Source organism: Thermodesulfatator atlanticus DSM 21156 (genome assembly GCF_000421585.1).
Lineage (GTDB): Bacteria > Desulfobacterota > Thermodesulfobacteria > Thermodesulfobacteriales > Thermodesulfatatoraceae > Thermodesulfatator > Thermodesulfatator atlanticus.
The window spans coordinates 47,911-68,473 of record NZ_ATXH01000012.1; the positions used below are offsets into that span (position 1 = coordinate 47,911).

Genomic DNA, 20,563 nt, shown 5'->3' on the forward strand with positions numbered 1-20,563 from the left:
TGAAACATGGCGCAATTAAACCCTGTAGAAATACTTAAAAAACTACCGCGCACCAATTGTAAAGAGTGTGGGTATCCTACCTGCCTGGCATTTGCCATGGCACTTATTACCGGGGCTTGTGAGCCTGCTAGGTGCCCTTACTTTGCCCCTAAAGACTGGCCTGCTCACGTGTCAGCTCCTAAGGCCCCTCAAGAAGACTTTGCCTGGAAAATCCTTGAAGAAGTAAAAAAGAAGGCCGCAAAAGTAGATTTCGCCGCTGTGGCCACCCAGATCGGCGCTGAATACGAAGAGGGGAGCCTTAAGTTGCGGTTCCTCGATACCAATGCCTTTCTTTCCCGGGAGGAAGCCCTTCGAGAAGACGAAAAAGAACTTGACCCCAGAGACCAGATCCTTCTTTACAACTATGTCATTTTCGCAGGCAAGACTCCTCTTCGCGGCGAATTTGTAGGGCTTGAAAGCTTTCCAAACTCTCTTTCCAAAACTGCTACCTTACGCAAATATGCCGAAGAAAAACTTGCGCTTTCCTTTTCTGAAAAACCTTCTCTTTTAGAGAAAGCACTGGCAAAATTCAAGCATGAAAAACCCTCTACCTGCCCAGCAGATCTTTGCGCTGTGGTCTGGGTGCTTCCCAAAGTCCCTCTTAAAATTCATTTCTTCAACGCAGAACCCGAAGAAAATCTCCCTGCAGAGGTAAAAATTCTTTTTGACGCCCACGCCACTGCTTATCTAGATTTAGAATCTCTGGTGTTTTGTGCAGAACGCCTGGTAGAAAGACTGATAGCTCTCTCAGAGGAGGAAGGGTAATGCTTTTTCTGGTGGCACATGCCTGCCCTAACTGCGGCGGCACCATAAGTGACGAACGCCTGGCCAAAGGTCTTCCTTGTTCCAAATGTTTACCTTCTCCGCAGGTAGAGGAAATCTGCCAGGAACTAAAGAAAAGGGAGAATCTCAGGAAACTTGCTCCTTATTGTGAAGCCAGGGAAAAAATAAAAGAATTTGCAGCTTATTTTGAAAGAGCCGTTGGTTTTAAACCATCCACCCTCCAGGAAACCTGGGCCAAAAGGCTTTTTTTCAGGGAATCTTTTGCCATAGTTGCCCCTACAGGGACAGGCAAAACCACTTTTGGCCTGCTGGCTTCCCTTTATTTCGCCAGGAAAGTCTTAATCCTTGTGCCAACGCGCCTTCTTGCCAAACAAGTTGGCGAGAAATTAGAAGAATTTAGCCAAAAATCCGGCCTTACTAAAAAGATTCTCGTTTATCTTGGCAAAAAGAAAGACAAAGAAGCCTTTTCTGCCAAAAATTTTGACATTTTGGTCTGCACTACCGCTTTTTTTTATAAGCACCTTGAACAGCTTATCGCGACAGACTTTGAATTTGTCTTTATTGACGACGTAGATTCTTTTCTCAAACGCTCAGCCCATATAGAAGAGCTTTTTAAGCTACTTGGCTTTAGTGAAAGAGAAATTGCCCTGGCCCTTAAGCCCCGAAAAACAGAAAAAGATTTCGAAAAACTTGAAGGCATACGCAAACGCCATGCAGGACGCAAAATACTCTTAATGTCTTCGGCCACTTTAAAACCGCGCACTTCTCGAGCCCTTCTCTTCAGGTACCTGCTTGGCTTTGAGATTCAAAAGGCTGTTAGCAACTTGCGTAACATCATAGATGCTTACGATGACACTACCAAAGACTTTGAACGATCTCTTGCCCGCGCTGCTTTCCTGATTAAGACTCTTGGCAAAGGCGGTCTTTTATTTGTTGCCTTTGATTACGGGAAAGAAGGCGTAGCCCAGGCGGTTTCCTTCCTGCGTGCCCAAGGGCTTAAGGCCCTCAGCTATCTTGAAAAATCCCCTGACGAACTCATGGCTGAAATGGAAAAAGGCGAGTTTGATGTTGCGGTAGGTCTAGCACACCTTGCTAATCCTCTGGTGCGGGGGATTGATCTACCTTTCATACTGCGGTATGCGATTTTTTTAGGGGTTCCCCGGCACGTCATTCCCACCAAAGTCACTCTTTTGCCCCGAAGTCTTTATAACGTGCTCGTAAATATTGTCTCGCTTCTTGAGGAAGACGAAAGGCTCTCTGCCCTTTCTGATATTCAGTATCTCAGGCGTTATCTAACCCTTACCGAAGAAGCCCTTCCCCGCTATCCGCGCATCTTAGAACGCCTTGAAAAGATTAAAAGCTTTATCGAGACCAAATTTGAGACCGCGGAGTTTCTAAAAAAACTCTCCCAAAGCGAAGACGTATTCCTGAAAAAAGAAGGCGATGAGCTTTTTCTCATTGTGGGAGACACCGCCACGTATATCCAGGCCTCTGGCAGGGTCTCACGCCTAACAGCTAAGGGGCTTCTTAAAGGACTTTCGGTGGTCCTAGTGGATGATGCCCGGGCCATGCGAAGTCTTGAAAGAAAACTTCGCCTTCAGCTGGGAGATGATTTTTCTTTTGTGCCTGTGTGGGAGCTTGATCTTTCCGCCATAAGCCGGGAGCTTTCCGCAATGCGCCAAAAAGCCCGGGACAAAGCCTCAGCGCGTCGGGATTTTATGAAAACTGCCTTGGTGGTGGTTGAATCTCCACACAAGGCCAAGACCATCGCCGGTTTTTTTGGCAAGCCCACCATGCGCAAGGTTGGCGAGGCCTTTGTCTATGAAATCCCTGCAGAAGATAAACTTTTGCTGGTTACCGCTTCTTTAGGCCACGTGTTTAATCTTTCGCGCCGTCGGGGCTTCTTTGGTGTTTTTCGAGAAAATGGCCGCTTTATCCCTCTCTTTGACACCATCAAAATCTGCCGTGCTACCGGAGAACAATTAGTTGATCCCGAAGAAGTAAAAATCCGCTGCCCTCAAGGCCCGGTTTTCGACAAACAAGACCTTTTAGAAAGTCTTAGGCGGCTTTCCTTTGAAACCCAGGAAGTCTTTATCGGGAGTGACCCAGATGCTGAAGGGGAAAAAATCGCTTATGACCTACTGATTGAGATGGCGCCTTTTAATCCTTTGATTAAGCGCCTTGAGTTCCATGAAGTAACCCCACGGGCCTTTCGGGAAGCCCTGCATAATCCTGAAGAATTCAACCTCAACCGGGTGAAGGCCCAGCTTTGCCGCCGGGTGGTTGACCGCTGGGTGGGATTTGTGCTTTCACGTAAGCTCTGGCAGGCCTTTGGTCGCAAGCGGCTTTCTGCCGGCAGGGTGCAAACACCTGTCCTTGGTTGGGTTATCGCCCGGGCAGAAGAAGCCAAGCAGAAAAAAGCCCGTATTTCCTTTGAGCTCGGGGAAGAAAAATTTTTCCTTGAACTTGAAGACCTTGGGCTTGCTAAAAAGGTTTTGTCTGAGCTTGAAAACTTAACCTGGGAAGTATCAGAACGAAAAATCGAAGAAAAAGGCCCTCTTCCCCCATTTACCACGGACACGGTTTTACAAGAAGCCAGCCAGCAGCTTAGGTTTTCAACCAAAGAAACCATGAGTCTTCTTCAGGAGCTTTTTGAAGCCGGTCTTATCACATACCACCGCACGGATTCCACACGAATTTCAGAAGTCGGACGCTATCAGGTAGCCAGGCCATATATCACCGAAAAGTTTGGCGAAGATTTTTTTTACCCCCGCGGCTGGGGGGAAGGCGGGGCTCATGAAGGCATACGCCCCACGCGGCCAAGAGACGCCCATGAAATACGCTTGATGATAGCAAACGGACTCCTTTCTCTTTCTAATCCGGAAAAAGCAATCAAACTCTACGAGCTTATTTTCAAGCGATTTATGGCAAGCCAGATGCGTCCGGCGCAAGTTGAAGTAACGAACATCAGGTTCTTGTTACCCTCTTTCACCTGGGAAGAGACCCTTATCACCAAAGTGCTGCGGGAAGGTTTTGAAAAAATGTATCCTACTTTCAGGGTAGTCAGCCTTCCTGAGGCTGAAAGGCCCCAAAAAATCGAATATAAACTTGTTCCCAAAGTTTCCCTTTTCACCGAGGGAACGCTAGTGCAGGAAATGAAACAAAGGGGCCTTGGAAGGCCTTCTACCTACGCCGAAATCGTTACCACGCTTATCCAAAGGGGCTACGTAAAAGTACTTCCTGGGGGAAGGCTTTATCCCACCAATCTTGGCCGGGAAGTGTATGCCTACCTGCGCAAACATTTTCCCAAAGAAACCGACGAAGAATTAACCCGCAGGCTGGAAGAAGCCATGGACCTTATTGAAGAAGGAGAGCTTGATTACCAGCAGGTCCTAAACGAAGCTTACGCTATCAAAAAATATCTTGAAGAAGACGCGGAAGCCCACTTTGTAGATGAAAACCTAGCCATTTACAAAAAAGAAGTCACCTAGAAGCTTCTGTAAAACACCAGGATCTGTTGTTCTGTTTGTTATGCTGATAGCGGCAATTTACTTAGCGTTTGCCCCCTGGCGCAGGAGTTCTTCACCGAGTTCAACAATGGCTTTAGCAACTTCTTTTAATTTGATGCGCCTTTTGCGCGCTTCTTTTTGCATAAAACGCATGGCCTCGCCTTCTTTCATGCCATAAGCATCCATAAGAAAGCCCTTGGCGCGTTCTATGAGCTTGCGTGCTTCAAGTTCTTCTCGCAAGTTGCGAATTTCATCTTCCAGAGTATTAAGCTCTCGGCCAATGGTCATGGCTACTTCTATGGCCGAAACAAGCTCGTCTATAGAAACGGGTTTTAGGAGATAGCCCAGGACCTTGGCCCGGCGGGCACGTTCTAAAAAAGAAGGATCCGTGTAAGCGGTAAGAATGATTATCGGGACAAATTCTTTTTCGTTTATTTTTTGCGCAGCCTCAAGGCCATCCATCTCAGGCATGCGGATATCCATGATGATTACGTCGGGATTTAGCTCCCTGGCTAGCTTGACGGCTTCTTTGCCATTAGTAGCAACACCCAGGGGCTTATAACCACGCCGGTTAAGGGCCTCCTCTAGCGAGGAGCTGAAATAGGGGTCATCCTCTGCAATTAAGACTCTATATTTGTCGGGATCTGCCATGCCCCTTTAAAAAAGCCAAAGATATTTGAGAAATTTCGTTCCCCTCTAGTTTTTTTAAAGGATTTTTAAATAAAAGGCAATTTATTTTTGGGCTAACCGTGGATTCTTCGCTACGCTATTACTGGGAGCATTTTTGGTCGTGTTTTCAGGGATCCTTGCGGTTGTGCTTGCCGACTTGTCGCGGCAGTTGGCAAAGGTCTCTTGGGGGACAAAAAGATTGGCGCGCCCGGCAGGACTCGAACCTGCAGCCTTTGGGTTCGAAGCCCAACGCTCTATCCGGTTGAGCTACGGGCGCACTATTCCCATTCTACCTGGTTGCCGCTCATTTTGGCAATGATTTGTCAGGCAAAATTTGAAACCTGTGCTAAACTTAGCCCCTATGGAATTTATAGACCTTAAAACCCAGTACCAGCGTTATCAAAACGAACTAGAAAAAGCCGCTTTACGGGTGCTAAGAAGCGGCCGCTATATTTTAGGCCCGGAAGTAAAAGAGCTTGAAGAAACCCTTGCCACTTTTGTGGGAACCAAATACGCCCTTGGTGTTTCTTCCGGCACAGACGCTCTCCTTCTTATCCTGAAGGCCCTTGGCATAGGAAAAGGGGACGCAGTTATTACCACCCCTTTTACCTTCGTAGCCACCGCAGAAGTTATCCGCCGTGCAGGTGCTCAGGTTGTTTTTGCCGATATTGACCCGCAAACTTTCCTCCTCACGCCCTCTTCGGTAGCAAAATCTCTTGCTCAAGCCCGGCAAAAAGGCCTTCGGGTAAAAGCTGTTATGCCGGTAAGCCTTTTTGGCCTTGCGGCTTATCTTCCCGAGCTAGAAGCTTTTTGCCGCAAGGAAGGGCTTTTTTTGATAGAAGACGCCTGCCAATCCTTCGGCGCAGAGGTCAATGGAAGAAAGTCCGGAAGTTTTGGCAAAGCTTCAGCCACGTCGTTTTTCCCGGCCAAGCCCCTAGGGGCTTACGGAGACGCTGGTATGGTCTTCACCAATGACCCAGAGCTTTACGAAACGATAAAGGCCCTGCGCATCCACGGTCAAACGCAGCGCTACCTCCACCAATACCAAGGTTTTAACGCCCGGCTTGACACCCTGCAGGCAGCACTTCTTTTGGTAAAGTTTAAGCATTATCCCGAAGAGATTGAGCTACGCCAGGAAGTAGCCAATAGATACCGCAAGCTTTTAGCAGGGCTCCCGGTGACATTCCAGCACATCCCGAAAAATTGTCTCTCGGTTTATGCACAATTTACCTTGCGTGTTCCCCAAAGAGACAAACTGGTGGCTCATCTTGCCACCCACGGTATTCCAACTGCTATCCATTATCCACGCCCTCTTCATCTTCAGCCCGCTTTTAAAGAGCTTGGCTACCGGGAAGGCGATTTCCCAGAAGCAGAAAGCCTTGCCAAAGAGGTCATTTCCCTTCCCATGCATCCTTTTTTGACTCAGGCGGATCAAGAAAAAATCGTCTCAGCCATAGCGGCTTTTTATAACGAAAAGGAGGCGGTGTGATTTCCCAAGAGATAAAGAAAAAAGTCCACCTTGCACTTCCGGTAGTATTTTTTGACAGATATCTCCCCTTGGCCCTGCGAGAAGGTTTTAGCCTTGAGGTTGGCCTTGATGACGAAGCCTTAGACAAATTCACCGAAAAGGACTTCCAGGCCTTCGCCCGTACTCTTGACGAACACGGCATAAAAAGAAGCGTTCATGCCCCTTTTCGTGACTTATCACCAGGGGCCCTTGATGCAGCCATACGCAGGGCCAGTGTCAACCGCTTGAAACAAGCCCTTGAGACAGCTGCTATCTTTAGCCCCGAAATAGTTGTCCTGCACACGGGATTTCATGCCCCTTATCACCTGGAAAGAAAAGACTCCTGGCTTGGTTATGCCAGGGAGGGCTTTGCTGAAGTTACCACACACGCTGAAAAACTCGGGCTTAAGCTTGCCCTTGAAAATGTCTCTGAGCCGGACCCTTCCTGGCTTACTCCTATCGTGGAAGAGATAAAAAGCCCCGCCCTTGGGTATTGTTTTGATGCAGGCCATGCTTATGCCTTTGCCAAAACTACCTGGGAACCCTGGCTTTACGCCTTTGGCCCACGCCTTTTTGAACTCCACGTACACGATAACGACGGCTCCTGGGACCTTCACTTACCTCCTGGACAAGGGAAAATCCCCTTTGCGGAAATTTTTTCCTACCTAGCAAGAAAAGGAATAAAACCCTTGGTAACCTTCGAAGCCCACCGGAAAGAAGACGTCCTCCCAGGGCTTGTCTATCTTGAGGAGATCTTTTCCCAAACCTCCTGGTAGAGGGCCTGGTATTCTTGCGCCATTCTTTCGGCAGAAAAATTTTGGGCCACAATTTTGCGCGCCTTTTCCGAAAGCTTTTTTGCGAGAAGCTTATTTTCTTTGAGAAGCAAAATTTTTTCAGAAAGAGCGTTGCTATCTTCCACAGGGAAAAGAAGCCCCCCTTCACCATCCTTTGGAATTAAATCCTTTACACCTTCGATATCAGAGGCAACAACAGGTTTCCCCATGCCCATGGCTTCCATAAGACAGCGTGGGATGCCTTCTAAACGCGAAGGCAAAACAAAGACATCAAAGCCCCGCAAAAAATTAAGCCTATCCGCCCGATAACCAGTAAAGACTACCCTTTCAAAAATCCCTAAGTCTTTGGCCATTTGTTCAAGCTGAGCACGCAGGGGCCCTTCGCCTACGATAAAAAGAAAGCATTCTTCAAGGCCGGGTTTGGCAAGGGCTTTAAACAAGACATCAAGCCCTTTACGGTGGATAAGCTGGCCAATGTAGCCCAGGATAAAAAAGCCCTCTTTACGCTTTTTAGCCACTACTTCGGGGACTTCTTTCACCGCATCTATTTCTGCGAGATCCACCGCGTTTACGATTAAGCGAAGTTTTCTTTTAAGCCCCGGGATACCGGTAAGCCCCTGGTAGAGTTCTCGTGAGAGAGGAACCACTTTATCAAGGCCAAGAAAAACAAGGCGGTTTAGGCCTTCGTAAATGGCAAGCTTAAGGTCTGGCTCTTTACTCCAGCCGTGCGGAGTGGCTATTATCCTGGTGGGAACGCCCCTGGTGGCCCAGAACCCCACAAGATCCTGTTTGTATCCGTGGGTATGAAGAATGTGAATATTTTCCTGCTTGAGGTAATTTCGCAAAAGGGTTATGGCCTTGACATTGAAACGTCCATAAGCCTCTATGGCCACGGTTTTAAAGCCAAGCCCCTGGGCGTGAGCAAGTATCGGGGCCTCTAAATGAGGGTCGTCTTTGATAACACCTACGATTGTCTCAATCTTTTCGGGATCAAGGTATTTGATAAGGGCAAGAATCCAGCGCTCAGCACCATAAAGGCCCGTGGGGCTACCTAATTGCAAAACACGAAGCCTCATGAAAGAAACTCCTTTTCCCAAAGTCCCAAAATCATAAGCCCCCAGAAGAAAACCCCCAGGTCAAGCTTTCCTTGGAGTTGGGCCTGCCACAGACGAAAAACCTCTTTGTGATCAAGAAACTCCCAGACAAAAGAATCCCTGGATAAGACGTCTTCAACAAAGGAACGCAAATCTTGCCTGAGCCATTTGGCCTCAGGCACGGCAAATCCCCGTTTGGGTCTTGCGATAAGCTCTTCGGGGAGGAATTTTTTAAGCGCCTCGCGCAAAAGAAGCTTTCCCTGATTTCCTTTTACTCTAAGCTCAAGTGGAAGTTTTGCTGCAAACTCAACCAGGCGGTGGTCAAGTAAAGGCGAACGCACTTCAAGGGCCACGGCCATGCTCATGCGGTCCACTTTAACCAGCACGTCTTCAGGAAGGTAAAAATGCAGATCAACAAACTGGGCCCTGCTCACCGGGTCAAGCCCTTTTGCCTGCTGGTAAAGGGGATAAACAAACTCAAACGGACTAAACCCACAGAGTTTTTTCAAAAAAGAAGAAGTGTAAAGTTTTTCCCGCAGGTCAACCGGAAGCCAGACAAGATCCTGATAAAAGGCCCTGGCGTCAGATACCGCCAGGTTTTGAAAGATGGTCTTGAGACGCAAAGGCTTGGGCAACCAGGAAGCCCTGGGATAAAGCCCCCCAAGGATACGGAAAAAACCCGCGCGCAAGGGAAGAGGAATCTTCGCCCTTAGCCTGCTTTCAAAAAGATGGGGAAGATACCGAAAGGTATAACCCCCAAAGGACTCATCCCCACCGTCTCCGGAAAGGGCAACGGTTACATTTTTACGCGCCATCTGGCAAACATAAAACGTAGGCATTGCACTTGAGTCTGCCAAAGGTTCGTCAAGATGCCTGATAAGCCTGGGAAGAATCTTAGCAGCCTCAGGCTTTACTATGTATTCCCGATGGTCAGTGCCAAGGTGCCTGGCTATGTCCCGGGCAAGGGGAAGCTCGCTTCCTTCTTCCTGGTCAAACCCAATGCTGTTGGTGAGCACCGGCGCATCAAGTTCTTTTTTCATCTGTGCCACTACCAGAGGCGAGTCAATCCCCCCTGAAAGAAAGGCCCCAAGAGGCACATCGCTAATAAGCCTTTCAGCAACGGCCTTTTCAAAAAGCCCAAGAAATTCTTCCAGGGCCTCTTCAAGGCTTAAGGCTTGCGGGGAAAACTCAACTTCCCAGTACCGGTTAAGGCGTAACCCCTCTTGGGAAAAAACAGCCCAATGCGCCGGGGGAAGCTTTTTTATGGCGGAAAAAATGCTTTTGGGCGAGGGCACATAGCCAAAAGAAAAAAAGCAATCAAGGGCCTCTAAGTCTAGTTCTTTGGGGATAAAAGGCGCTTCAAAAAGGGCTTTGATCTCTGAGGCAAAGAAAATCTTGCCCTGACCGCCAAAATAATAAAGGGGTTTTTTGCCCAGGCGATCCCGGGCGAAAATAAGCTTTTTGCAAGAGGCATCCCACAGGGCAAAAGCAAACATGCCAGACAATCTTTCTACAAAGCCTTCTCCCCAGACCCGGTAAGCCTTTAAAATGACCTCTGTGTCACTTTTGGTCTTAAAAGCTTGGCCTTTTTCTTGGAGCTCCCTGCGCAGCGAAAGAAAATTGTAGATTTCACCGTTAAAAACCACTACCAGCTCTTCATCGCGCATGGGTTGTTTGCCAGAGGAGAGGTCAATGATAGAAAGCCTGCGGTGCCCAAGAGAGCAAACCCCATCAGCAAAAAAGCCTTCTTCGTCAGGGCCACGGTGTTCCAGAAGCTTAAGCCCCCTTTTAACCAGGGCCTTTTCTTCCTGAGAAAGGCCTTTGAAATCTACGAGCCCGATTATGCCACACATGTCTTTTTCATCCTCATTGCGGGGAACATTTTATCAACACTGCCCCTGGGGATCCGTGCCCATTTTTCGTTCCGAAAGAGGGAACGGATCCTTAACAACGTCGGGCTTTTAAAGTCCCCGTTAATAAATGGTTCGGCGCAAGAAGCCCTTGATAGAGGCTCTCAAAGCTAGCAACCATTTTTTCGAAAACAAAGTTTTCTTCAAAGCGTTTGCGAGAAGCCTTTGCCATTTCTTCGCAAAGCCTGGGGTTTTCTGCCAGGAGCAAAAAAGCCGCCGCAAGCCTTACATGGTCTTCGCTAGGCACCAAAACCCCGGTTATGCCGTCAATTACGATTTCAGGGTTTCCGCCAACAGCCGTTACTACCGCTGGCAAACCGCAGGCCATGGCCTCAAGTAACGCAAGGGAGGTCCCTTCGCTAAAGCTTGAAAGTACAAAAACATCTGCAAGCTGGACAATACGGGTGGCATCCTTGCGAAAGCCGGTAAACAAAACAACGTTTTCAAGGCCAAGGTCTTTGGCAAGGTTTTTAAGCTTTGAAAATTCAGGGCCATCACCGATTAAAAGCCCTTTGATGTTTTTGTTTTTCTTACGGGCCAGCGCTATGGCCTTGAGCAGCATGGGGAGATTTTTAATAGGATCAAAACGGCCCACTGTAGCAACAATAAAATCGTCTTCTGAAAAGCCAAACTCTTTGCGCAGGGTTTTACGTTCTTCTGGCGCAAGGCGCGCTGGCATAGGGATCCCATTGTAAATGACTTTTATCTTCTGCGGGTTTAAGCCTTCGTATTTTGCAAGCCTCTCACGCACCTCGCAGGATACAGCTACAATGTCGTTGGCAAGAGGGGCAAGGAGCAACCGATTAAAAAAGTTTTTAAGGGGCTTTACGGTCTCTGGGTAGTGCCTACCATGCTCATGAAAAATCAGTTTCACGCGCGGATAAAAGAGCTTGGTAAGGCCTGCGTAAAAAAAGGGCGAATACTGGTGGGCGTGGACAATATTAACCCGATGACGATTGAAGATACGGCACATGTCCCAGATAACGTTTAAATCAATCCCTGGTTCCCGGAAAAGGGGATAAACCGGGATATTTTGAGCACGCAAGGAAAGCCCCCAGGCCCCAGGTTCTTCAAGGGTAACCACGATGACCTCGAACTTGTCTTTAAAGGCACGCGCAAGCTCACAAACCAGGCGCTCGGTACCCCCTGGATTTAAGGCATGCGCCACGTGGCAAAGAACTGGCTTAGGGTAAAAGGCTTTTGAGTTTTTCAAGCTTTTTCTCCCAGCTATACTCTTTTTCAATGCGTTTGCGGGCCATTTTTCCTATTTTTCGGGAAACTTCAGGATTTTTTAAGAGGAAAATGACCTTTTCGGCAAAATCTTCAGGCGATGAGGCCACCAGAAGCTCCTCATCGGTATATTTGATGCCCTCTGCGGCTTGAGGGGTTACTACGGTAGCTTTAGCCATGGCCATGGCTTCAAGGACTTTGTTCTGAATACCGCGCGCCAGGCGCAATGGTGCTACACATACGTCAGCCAGAGCAAGGTAATCCCGTGTATCAGGCACAAAGCCTGTTATTTCAACGCCGGGAACCTTAGCAAGGTCTTTCACCTCTGGAAGAGGATCTTTTCCTACAATGAAAAAACTTGCCTGGGAGATTCGTTGGCGAATAAGCGGCCAGCATTTTTCCACAAACCAGATTACCGCATCAGCATTAGGCCAATAATCCATGGCTCCGGTAAAAACAACAACCGGGCCCTCGATGGAAAGCTTTGATTGGTAATCAGGGGAGAAGAAACAAAGGTCAACTCCGTTTTCAAGCACACAAATTTTCTCGCTTTCTGCAACTTTTTCGCGAAAAAGATGCGCCTCTGCCTCTGAGACCAGAAAGACGTGGTCAAAACGCTTTAGGATACGCTTTTCGTAAGCACGCATGCGAGAAGCCTCAAGGCGATAAATAAGACTAGAAGGAAAGGCCTTTTTCTCGGCATAAAGGCGCCATTTTTCCGAATCAACATCCATAAAGTCAAGAAAAAGATACCCGGGAGTCTCTTTCCCGCGGAAAACATACTCTGCTGCCGGGGCACAAGAACAAAACACAAAAAAAGGCTTTTCGCGGGCGATAATTTGGTCATAACGAGCCTGGAGTTCTCCTGCGTAAAAATATGCAACTGAGAGGCTCCCTTTCGGCAACGCCTTAAGGGATAACAATTTGCGCAAGCCTTTGGGTCTAAAGTGGTAACGAAAGGTTCTCAACGGAATGTCAATTTTATCAACAATTGCTAGGTCTCTTTCTTCATCAATATGGCATAGAAGCGACATTTCGTAGCGTTTGGCAAGGAACTTGAGAATGTGATAGGCCCGCAACTTGTCTCCCTTGTTCGGGGGAAAGGGGATACGATGCGCGATGAAAAGCCCTTTTTTCATAAGGCAATGCGCCCCCTGAGTTTGGGCCCAAGGCAATTGGCAACACGCTCGGGCAAGCGCCGCCAAAGCTTTTCTATGTAAGGCCGCACGCCGGAAGTTTTTTCTTCACTAGCCGGCACACGATACCAAAAAAGCGGGGCTTCCTGTGCTCCCCATTGTTTTTTAAAGCGGTAGGTACCGCTCCCAGGGGTTGAACGCCCAAAATCAAAAAGTTTTGCGCCTTCTTCGACAGCTAGCGAAAGTAAGCGCCAGTAAAGAAGCATATTGGGGCTTATGCGTTTGTAGGCTCTGAGGGAAGAAGCCCACGGTACGGTGGCCACCTGGGGCGTGAGCAGCAAAATAGCCCCTGCCAGGGGTTTGCCTTCTAAGTGCACTAGCACCACCCGAGCGCGCTCTTTATAAGCGGAGACAATGTTTCTAAACCAGGAAAGGGCATGGGGAGGAGAGCCAAGAAAATGCATGTTTTGCGCATAAATTCGGTAAAAAGCCGGCACAAGCTCAAGCCCACCACAAATGGCTTGAGCACCTTCTTTCATAGGCCGTCTTATCTGACTTCTTACCTTGGCCTTAAAAGACTTCCACAGAGTCTCGGTATCATCAGGCAAGGGAAGCAGAAGTCTTACTTTTGCTGTGCTACCTTCGGGCAAAAAGCTAACCGGCTCAGGGAAGCGTATCTCAAGGGGCCCTATCTCCTGGGAAAGCCTTTCTGCTTTTGCAACAAGGGATTTTTTTACTTCTTCGTCTTCGCCAAGCGGGCCACCATAATCACAAAAAGGAAGCGAAACCAGGCTTTTGCTACGCAGTCCTTTAAAGCGAGAAAGCACCAGGCCACCTGCGGCCTCTTGCCCACGAAAAGCCAGTAAAAACACAGGCTTTTGCCCGTAAGTTTTAAGGCAGGCCTCTTGCCAGGCCCGGTAAAGATAGGGCCCTCCAGAGAACCTGTTAACAAGCTCATCCCAGGCAGAAACGCTGTTTAGGTCAAAGGTTTTAATCTCCACCCGTAAGTTCCCGCAATGATTTTTCAGGCAAAGGCTTAAGAGATTCTAAAACCTCTTCCAATGATGCAAAAGAAAAATCTGTTAAAAGTTTCTCAAATCTTTTTCTTGTTTTCGAAAGATTGAGATAATGTCTAAAGCGGGATTTTAAGGGTGCTTTAATGCGAGGCTGTGCTGGATCAAATTCCCACGGATGAGCATAAAAAACAAAAGGCCGGTTTTCTTTCTGGTTAACCTTGTTTAGGAAATACCGGGTTAGGGTGTAGGGAAACAGCCTGAAATAGCCCCCGCCTGCCACGGGGATATTGATTTTTCCTAAATTTGCGGTGGAAATGGGAAATTCAATTAAGCCGTATTCCCGAAAAACAAAAGGATAACGAGGTGCCTGTGGAAAGCCATATAAATCGTGGTGAATGGGAAAAATGCTTGAATCGTAGGCATAACCAGCTTCTGCAAGCATTTCAAGGGCCCAAGTGGTTTTGGGGGTAATGGAGTAGGTTGACGCCCGAAAGCCTTTTACTTCTTTGCCGCTTAAGTCTTCAAGGATCTTTTTGCTTTCTACGGCTTCTTTGCGAAACTCCTGCGGACTTAAAGCGTATATGGGGCGGTGGCTTACGCCGTGAGAAGCGATTTCATGCCCCTTAGTGGCAATTTGGCGTATAAGGGAAGGGTGTTTTTTAGCCACCCAGCCGAGACAAAAAAAGGTAGCCTTTATGCCTCTTTCCGCTAGCATTTCTAAGATTAGCAAGGTGGGCTTTTCTACCCTTGAGGGCATTTTATCCCAGTCTTCCTGAGCTATTACCGAAGAAAAAGCTACTACCTGAAAATATTCTTCAACGTCTATAGAAAGGGCGTTTTTCATGAAAATTCTAGAAAATTGAGCTCTGGGCATTTATTAATTTCTTTTCGGCGCGCCAGGTGACGATAAAAGACCTCAAGTGCCTCTTGCTTAAGCCCTGAAAGATCGTATTCAATGCCTTTTAAATACAGAAGACACTCTTTGGGGCCAAGGGACGTCAGGCCCATGCACTTGTTGGCAATCTGGGGAAGACTTGCCGCGCCTTTTGCCCGCGAAAAGTATAGTTCCTTGGCAAAGGTTTCTATTTCCTGAGGTTTGTTTTGCCAGGCCTCTTTGCGCACCGCAAAAACAGCAAAAACAAAAGGCAGACGGGTATGCTCCATCCATAAAGCAGCAAGGTCATGGCTTTCGCGAAAAGGCGAGTTGTAGCGCAAAGAAAGCGCTTCGTCACCAATAGCAAGATAAGCTGGAGCACGAAGGCCCTCTTTTAGGGTTCCTGTGTGGTAGTAAGGCTTAAGCCCACAAAAATCCTCAAGCAAAAGCTTAAGCAGGGCCACAGAGGTTGCGCTTGCCCGGGTCAGGATGATTTCTTTTCCTGAAAGGGCTTCCAGGGGCTCGTTGGTGAACAACAAAACACTTCCTACTCTTCCGGTGGCGGAAATAGATACATCTGGCAAGAGATAGTAAAAAGCGGCATTGCGGGCGTATTCGTAGGAAGATACCAGGGCAAGGTCAAGATTTCCCTGAGAAAGGGACTGATTTAGCTCCGTAGGATGGCCAACCACAAGCTCCCAGGGCTTATTTTCCTTCTCAAGGCCCCAAATAAGCGGCGCTGTATTCAGATAAGAAACAATCCCAATGCGTAACATGGGATATGTTTTAGCACAGACCTTAAAATTTTAAATCCTAAAGATTCTAAAATTCACCCATCCTGCAAGGGATATGACGAAAAGGGTTAGTGGCTGTATTAACAAGGGAGAAACAAGCCCTTTGTCTCCTAAATGTTTCATAAGCAAAAAGAAGACGAGCCCTGCCATGAGAAAAATTACTCCCAAAGTAAGGCCTTTACCCAGCGCATGACGACCGCGTTGACCGATAAGCACCGGTAGAGATAAAAGCAGCAAGGGGCCGGCAGCCAAAGGCCAACACAAACGATAGGCAATCTCGCTTTCTGCTAAAGTATAAGGAAGCCCGGCCTGCTTTAAAAACTCTCGTTGCTGCCAGAGTTCGTATAATTGATGAAGGCGAGGGGTCTTTTTCACGGTAAGGACGGTGTCAGGGTCAAACTCAAGTACGAGGGAGTACTTTTTGAACCATTTAGGGACGAATTTATTCTTACGTTCCTTTATAAGACCATCTTTAAAATGCCAGCGCCCACACTGATAAAAGGCTTCCTTTGCCCAAATAATGCGGATGGGCAGACCTTTTTTGTCAATTTTGGCATAAGTTACATCGCGAAGATAAGTCACCGAAGAAGTTAAAACTTGGGCAATTAAAAAAGAATCAACCCCCCTAAAATGGAGTTTTCCTTTTATGATCACGCCCTTGGGATCTTTTTTGCGGACTTTAGTTTCCCAGAAAAACTGGGCCTTATAGGCACTCTGAGGAAGAAAAAAATCAGACGCAACTACAAAACACATGGAAAGCAAAAGAGCCATAGCAATATAAGGAAAAGAGAGTTTTTTAGCAGAAAAACCAAGGCTTCGGAAAGCAAGAAGTTCTCCTCCCCGGGCTAAAAATACAAAAGCCAGCAGACCTGCCAAAACTAAACAAATTGGCCACAGATCAAAAACTATTTCCGGGAGGCGATAAAAGAGATACTTAAACAGGTAATACAAAGGCAGTTTAGCACGGGTAATATTGTCAAGCTTATCAAAAAACTCTACTAAACTATAAACACCTACAAATACTGGAAACATTAAGCAAAGAAAGTAAAGATATGGCTTTAGCAAATAGCGCTGGTAAATTTTCATTTAACAGGCCTTATTTTTCCTTTTTTGGCTATAACAATTAAAAGCAAACAAACTATAAGAAGAAAAATATTAGGAATTTGCAAACTTATTGCAGGAGGCAATAACTTGGTCTCAGCAAGACTTACACCTATTGTCTCCAAAAAGTAATAACCAAGATAAAGAAATATCGCTAAAACTCCGGCCGTTAACCTACCAGAGCCTCTAATCATAGCGCCCACAAAAGCACCTATAAATGGCAAAAAGAACGCTGCCCACGGGAAAGAAAGACGTTGATAATACTCTACAAGAAATCTTATCCGCTTAGGATTGTCTTTAGGGAGAGCTAAGGCCTTTTGTTTCAGTTCTTTAAGGGACATTTCCCCACGACTTGGAGTGCGTTTTTTTTCAAGATCTGAGAGCTTTATGCGGTAGATATATTTTTCAAAATCAATTTCTTGGGTGGAAGAATAATCACTCCCAACCAAATGCAGAGAGCCCTTTTCCAGGCGAAGCTCTAACGTATTCTCTCTAACATCAAGAGAGCCCCTCTCGGCAAAAATAACGCCTTTTTCTTGTTTGCCTGTCTCATCTACGATGAATACGGCGGCAAAGTTTTTGCCTTCTTGCCAGGCTTTTTTTACAAAAATAGAAAGCCCTGGCGCAAGGGAAACAAAATTCTTCGGTGGAATACCCTTCTCTATCTTGCGCTTGGCTAGCTCAAAGAAAAAATTTCTGAAGGCATGTTTGCTCCAGGGAAGATAAACGATAGTAACTAAATAGGTAGCAATAAGGGCTGCTACAGAAAGAAAGGCCACCGGGCGCAAAAGTTTCCAAAAGGGAATCCCGAGACTTTCAAAGGCAAGGAGTTCCTGGTCCTGCGCAAGGCGCATAAAAAGGAAAATAGCAGCCAAAAGAGCCGCAAGAGGGAGAAGATAAGTCAAAAAATAGGGGGCAAAATAAGAAAGGAGCCTGAAATAATCTCGAACAGTAAGATTTTCATCTGATAATTCCACCATTAAGGCCACAAAACGGGTAAAAAGAAGCAACCCGTTTAAACTTAACAAAATGAGGATAAAATTTTTCCAGAGCTCTTTGCTTAGGTACCGGAAAAGAATCATGATGTCTCAAATTTACCAAAAGAAAGGCGGAATACCAGCTTGAAAACAAAAAACGCCCGCATTTTACTGCTTTTAAGCCTTCTTATCGTTATTTACCTAACGCTTTATCCCTTTAATTTTGCAAATCTAAGCCACGAATTTGACTTAAGACTTCTCTTTTTACACAAAAAACATCACATCCTGTCTGATATTTGTAGTAACTTTTTGCTTTTCATGCCTATTGGATTCTTCTGGAATTTTTCGGGCAGCAAAAGGCATTTTGTGGGAGTTTTAGCATTAGTTATTTTTGTATTGCCTTTTTCGTTTTTTATTGAATATTTGCAACAATTTTTACCATCACGCGACCCTTCTATTATTGACGTAATATTCAACACTGCTGGTGCCTTGTCTGGATATATCTTTACTTCAATAATTAGAAAGCTTCCCACAATTAAAATATCTTTTGTCGAAATGTTTTCTTTTTTAATGGCTATTTTGCTTTTATGTGAACCCTTTATAATAAGCCTTGACATCGGTGACTTGAAACATAAGATCAAAACTATTTCTTACACTTTCAATTTCAGCAACATACTTCTTCCTTCTTTCTTTCTGGCCTATGCGTTGCGAAGATACAGCATTTTTTATCTAATAGCATCCTTGTTGACCCTAGAATTTTTGCGGATTTTTATTGTTTCTATTGTTATTGCACCTCTTAAGTTTTTGTTCAGACTTTTCTTTTCAAGCGTTCTTTTTTCTTCCCTTAAAAAGGATAATACAAATTTTGTTTTATTGTCATTTTCAGTCTGCTATTTTTTAGAAGCTTTAAGCCCATTTAAGTTTACTTATTCGCCTAATTTTAATATTTCCGCCTTTATACCTTTTAAGTATTTCATAGATAACGTTTCTTTTAGCGCAGTATTTATCCTTTTAAAGCAGCTTTTGTGTTTTACTTTCTGGGGATTGCTAGATGGACCGTATATCTGGGCCGCAGCCCTTGCCTTTGTCTCAGAGGCTGTTCAATTGTTTGTAGTAGGAAGATACGCCGACACAACCACTATACTGCTCGCCATTTTTGGTGTCCTGTTTGGCCCTGAGTTTGACAGTTCATGGATACACGAAAAGGCTGTATCTATTGATAATAAAGCTTTTGCGGACATCGCCCAAAATCAGGCGTGAGTACTAGAGCTATACTTCTCGTTTGACCAGCTCTTTGAATTACTTAGATCTCGCGGAAAATTTAAACTCGTAGGCCTGAGGAAGGGGTACCCCTAACTTCTTGAAAATCCCTTTGCCCCGGGGTTCTATCTCCGTCCACCTGTAGACCTTCTCCTTTTGGTCTTCTCTCGTGTACTCAAGCTCCACCACGCAAATCCGCCCGAGCTTCCGCCTAATCCGCGAAAAACTCTCCCCAACCTTAAGCTCCACTAGCCTTCCCATAAGCAGCGCCAACCAGCAAAGCATCACGTGCCCCCTGATCCTCTCCTCTAATCGATGATACATCGGCCTTATATCAAAACGGTGCTTAAGCTCCCGAAAAGCTCTCTCCACCTCCTGCAGGTTCCGGTAACTAAGGGCCACTTCCTCCGCCGAAAGATCTTCCTCCGTAGTCGAAAGAAGATATTTCCCGTCAAGACGCTCCTCTCGCTTTACCTTCTCCCGCTCTATCTTCAAAGAATCCGCCGCCAAAAATCTCCTCAAGACCGGACTTCTCCTCAGCCGGCATTCCGCCCTCTGCCTCCGTAAACCTGAAAGCCCCTTGATCCTTTCAATCTCTTGCTCAAGAGCCTTTAAAATCTCTTCTCTTATGGCTTTGTCCCTTGCTGCCCGTTCAGGATTGTAAACCAGTACATACCTGCGCTCCTTGGTCCCGCGCTTCACACGAACCTCTTTCACCCAAAGATTGTCCCTGACCTCACGGTAGCGTCCTCCCGTAGCCAAAACCTCCTCTACCATCTCTGAGCCGCTTCGAAGACGCTCCCCTAAAATGTAGCCCCCTCCTGCCCTCTGAAACACCACCCTCGTCTCCTCGCTTACCATCCCTCGGTCGCAAACCCATATGATCCGCCCTACCGAAAATGATCTCAGCTCCTCCTGCACCCGAAAGGCCGCCTTCACATCCGGCGTGTCCCCTGGAAATACCCACGCCTTTACCGGTATCCCCTCTCGCGTCACCGCCAGCCCAACTACCACCTGCGGTAAATCAGGCCTCCTGTCCCGTGAATACCCTCGCTTCCTTAAGCTATCTTCTACTTCCGTCTCAAAATACACACTTGTGGTGTCAAAAAAGATCAAATCCACCCTCAGGTTAAATAAATTGGCCACTCGCTTGAAAATCTCCTTCTCAAGCCCTTCTCCCACCTCTACTAGAAAATCCATGGCCCGGTAAAAATGATGAAGCTCAAGCCCTTGCCCCTCAGTAAAGTAAACCTCCTCCTTGATCCACTGGTAGGTGGAAAGCTTTGAGTCTGGCGCAAGCGCCCTTCCGGCTACCATCGCAAAGATGGCCACCTCCACCGGTATCTCAAAACGCCTCTCTTTAAGCTTCTTCTCGAAAAATTCCTTAAGCCCGAAGGAGTTCCAGAGCTTGCGAAGAAAATAAATTCCACCTGCAGACTTGGCCCAATTGACCTTAAAGGGAAGACCTGAGGCCTCAATCATAGCTGTTATTTCTGCGGCTTCATTGGCAGGAAGAAGTTTTGAAAGCGCCCGGATCATGTCACGGATACGATCAAGATCCAGGCGGTCTTTGCGGCCGAGGTTGGCAATGACCTTGGGGCGAGGGCGTTTTTTTACAGGGTCCCAGTAGTTATGGGCGAGTTGTAGGTATTCGACGCGGGAGCCATCTTTGTTTTTTCTGGCGGTGGTGCGGATGTACATGATGCTATCATCATCGGCACAGAAAATTATATTTGTCAAGAGTTTTTTCTAAATCGTGTATCTATGTATTTTTAGAAAATAAACACCCTCCATCCTCTGAAACCCTTGAAAATAAAGGGAAGTTCTTTTCGAGAAGGGCAAATTTTACCTATTAACTGTCAAACTCGGG

Annotated in this window: 16 protein-coding genes and 1 tRNA gene; 5 read left to right on the forward strand and 12 right to left on the reverse strand. The window is 46.7% G+C overall.

Going from position 1 to position 20,563, the window contains the following annotated elements; genetic code table 11:
• Positions 1-6: 6 nt before the first annotated feature.
• Both H528_RS0106305 and rgy read left to right on the forward strand, forming a co-directional pair.
• Positions 7-804 carry a DUF3786 domain-containing protein gene (locus tag H528_RS0106305; RefSeq protein ID WP_022853494.1) on the forward strand — a complete coding sequence of 266 codons (798 nt, stop codon included), beginning with the start codon at positions 7-9 and terminating at the stop codon, positions 802-804.
• Complete coding sequence (rgy, locus tag H528_RS12955) at positions 804-4,313, forward strand: reverse gyrase (RefSeq protein ID WP_022853495.1); 3,510 nt, start codon at positions 804-806, stop codon at positions 4,311-4,313. The genes H528_RS0106305 and rgy overlap by 1 nt, the downstream gene beginning before the upstream one ends.
• 57 nt (positions 4,314-4,370) lie before the next feature.
• Here rgy and H528_RS0106315 read toward each other — a convergent pair whose 3' ends face one another.
• Both H528_RS0106315 and H528_RS0106320 read right to left on the reverse strand, forming a co-directional pair.
• Entirely contained in the window at positions 4,371-4,982 is a 612-nt protein-coding gene (locus tag H528_RS0106315; protein WP_022853496.1) for an ANTAR domain-containing response regulator, read from the reverse strand.
• A 218-nt stretch (positions 4,983-5,200) separates the two neighbouring features.
• Positions 5,201-5,277, reverse strand: a tRNA-Arg gene (locus tag H528_RS0106320).
• Between the two features lie 84 nt (positions 5,278-5,361).
• On the opposite strand from H528_RS0106320, the gene H528_RS0106325 reads away from it, so the two are divergent.
• Both H528_RS0106325 and H528_RS0106330 read left to right on the forward strand, forming a co-directional pair.
• Positions 5,362-6,489, forward strand: coding sequence for a DegT/DnrJ/EryC1/StrS family aminotransferase (locus tag H528_RS0106325; protein ID WP_028845822.1), 1,128 nt, complete (start codon positions 5,362-5,364; stop codon positions 6,487-6,489).
• Positions 6,486-7,283: a sugar phosphate isomerase/epimerase family protein gene (locus H528_RS0106330; RefSeq protein WP_022853498.1), complete on the forward strand. Its 798-nt coding sequence runs from the start codon at positions 6,486-6,488 to the stop codon at positions 7,281-7,283. The genes H528_RS0106325 and H528_RS0106330 overlap by 4 nt, the downstream gene beginning before the upstream one ends.
• Here the strand turns inward: H528_RS0106330 and H528_RS0106335 are convergent.
• From H528_RS0106335 to H528_RS0106375, 9 genes are all read right to left on the reverse strand, one after another.
• Positions 7,247-8,377 (reverse strand): glycosyltransferase family 4 protein, encoded by a 1,131-nt coding sequence (locus H528_RS0106335; RefSeq protein ID WP_022853499.1) that lies wholly within the window; start codon positions 8,375-8,377, stop codon positions 7,247-7,249. The genes H528_RS0106330 and H528_RS0106335 overlap by 37 nt on opposite strands.
• Positions 8,374-10,248, reverse strand: coding sequence for an asparagine synthase (glutamine-hydrolyzing) (asnB, locus tag H528_RS12960; RefSeq protein WP_022853500.1), 1,875 nt, complete (start codon positions 10,246-10,248; stop codon positions 8,374-8,376). Before asnB ends, H528_RS0106335 begins: the two co-directional genes overlap by 4 nt.
• A 91-nt stretch (positions 10,249-10,339) precedes the next feature.
• On the reverse strand, positions 10,340-11,518 hold the full coding sequence (locus H528_RS12965; protein WP_022853501.1) for a glycosyltransferase: 1,179 nt from the start codon (positions 11,516-11,518) through the stop codon (positions 10,340-10,342).
• A complete protein-coding gene (locus H528_RS0106350; protein ID WP_028845824.1) occupies positions 11,490-12,674 on the reverse strand; it encodes a TIGR03087 family PEP-CTERM/XrtA system glycosyltransferase in 1,185 nt (394 codons plus the stop codon). The genes H528_RS12965 and H528_RS0106350 overlap by 29 nt, the downstream gene beginning before the upstream one ends.
• Complete coding sequence (locus H528_RS0106355) at positions 12,671-13,672, reverse strand: GNAT family N-acetyltransferase (protein WP_022853503.1); 1,002 nt, start codon at positions 13,670-13,672, stop codon at positions 12,671-12,673. The genes H528_RS0106350 and H528_RS0106355 overlap by 4 nt, the downstream gene beginning before the upstream one ends.
• On the reverse strand, positions 13,662-14,561 hold the full coding sequence (locus H528_RS0106360) for an XrtA system polysaccharide deacetylase (protein WP_245540431.1): 900 nt from the start codon (positions 14,559-14,561) through the stop codon (positions 13,662-13,664). Before H528_RS0106360 ends, H528_RS0106355 begins: the two co-directional genes overlap by 11 nt.
• The gene (locus H528_RS12970; protein WP_022853505.1) at positions 14,528-15,337 is read right to left on the reverse strand and encodes a menaquinone biosynthetic enzyme MqnA/MqnD family protein; all 810 of its coding nucleotides are present in this window, start codon (positions 15,335-15,337) and stop codon (positions 14,528-14,530) included. Before H528_RS12970 ends, H528_RS0106360 begins: the two co-directional genes overlap by 34 nt.
• Before the next feature lie 30 nt (positions 15,338-15,367).
• A complete protein-coding gene (locus tag H528_RS0106370; RefSeq protein ID WP_022853506.1) occupies positions 15,368-16,441 on the reverse strand; it encodes an LptF/LptG family permease in 1,074 nt (357 codons plus the stop codon).
• Complete coding sequence (locus H528_RS0106375) at positions 16,438-17,538, reverse strand: LptF/LptG family permease (RefSeq protein ID WP_022853507.1); 1,101 nt, start codon at positions 17,536-17,538, stop codon at positions 16,438-16,440. Before H528_RS0106375 ends, H528_RS0106370 begins: the two co-directional genes overlap by 4 nt.
• A gap of 39 nt (positions 17,539-17,577) precedes the next feature.
• Between H528_RS0106375 and H528_RS0106380 the strand changes: the two genes are divergently transcribed.
• The gene (locus H528_RS0106380) at positions 17,578-18,693 is read left to right on the forward strand and encodes a VanZ family protein (protein WP_022853508.1); all 1,116 of its coding nucleotides are present in this window, start codon (positions 17,578-17,580) and stop codon (positions 18,691-18,693) included.
• A 39-nt stretch (positions 18,694-18,732) separates the two neighbouring features.
• On the opposite strand, the gene H528_RS0106385 is transcribed toward H528_RS0106380, so the two are convergent.
• Positions 18,733-20,433 (reverse strand): IS1634 family transposase, encoded by a 1,701-nt coding sequence (locus tag H528_RS0106385; protein WP_157608069.1) that lies wholly within the window; start codon positions 20,431-20,433, stop codon positions 18,733-18,735.
• Positions 20,434-20,563 lie beyond the last annotated feature (130 nt).

What these genes read in the sequence shown, in the direction of transcription:
- H528_RS0106305 (WP_022853494.1), top strand. Translation starts at nt 7, where the DNA reads ATGGCGCAATTAAACCCTGTAGAAATACTTAAAAAACTACCGCGCACC.
- rgy (WP_022853495.1), top strand. Translation starts at nt 804, where the DNA reads ATGCTTTTTCTGGTGGCACATGCCTGCCCTAACTGCGGCGGCACCATA.
- H528_RS0106315 (WP_022853496.1), bottom strand. Translation starts at nt 4,982, where the DNA reads ATGGCAGATCCCGACAAATATAGAGTCTTAATTGCAGAGGATGACCCC.
- H528_RS0106325 (WP_028845822.1), top strand. Translation starts at nt 5,362, where the DNA reads ATGGAATTTATAGACCTTAAAACCCAGTACCAGCGTTATCAAAACGAA.
- H528_RS0106335 (WP_022853499.1), bottom strand. Translation starts at nt 8,377, where the DNA reads ATGAGGCTTCGTGTTTTGCAATTAGGTAGCCCCACGGGCCTTTATGGT.
- asnB (WP_022853500.1), bottom strand. Translation starts at nt 10,248, where the DNA reads ATGTGTGGCATAATCGGGCTCGTAGATTTCAAAGGCCTTTCTCAGGAA.
- H528_RS0106350 (WP_028845824.1), bottom strand. Translation starts at nt 12,674, where the DNA reads ATGAAAAAAGGGCTTTTCATCGCGCATCGTATCCCCTTTCCCCCGAAC.
- H528_RS0106360 (WP_245540431.1), bottom strand. Translation starts at nt 14,561, where the DNA reads ATGCCCAGAGCTCAATTTTCTAGAATTTTCATGAAAAACGCCCTTTCT.
- H528_RS12970 (WP_022853505.1), bottom strand. Translation starts at nt 15,337, where the DNA reads ATGTTACGCATTGGGATTGTTTCTTATCTGAATACAGCGCCGCTTATT.
- H528_RS0106370 (WP_022853506.1), bottom strand. Translation starts at nt 16,441, where the DNA reads ATGAAAATTTACCAGCGCTATTTGCTAAAGCCATATCTTTACTTTCTT.
- H528_RS0106375 (WP_022853507.1), bottom strand. Translation starts at nt 17,538, where the DNA reads ATGATTCTTTTCCGGTACCTAAGCAAAGAGCTCTGGAAAAATTTTATC.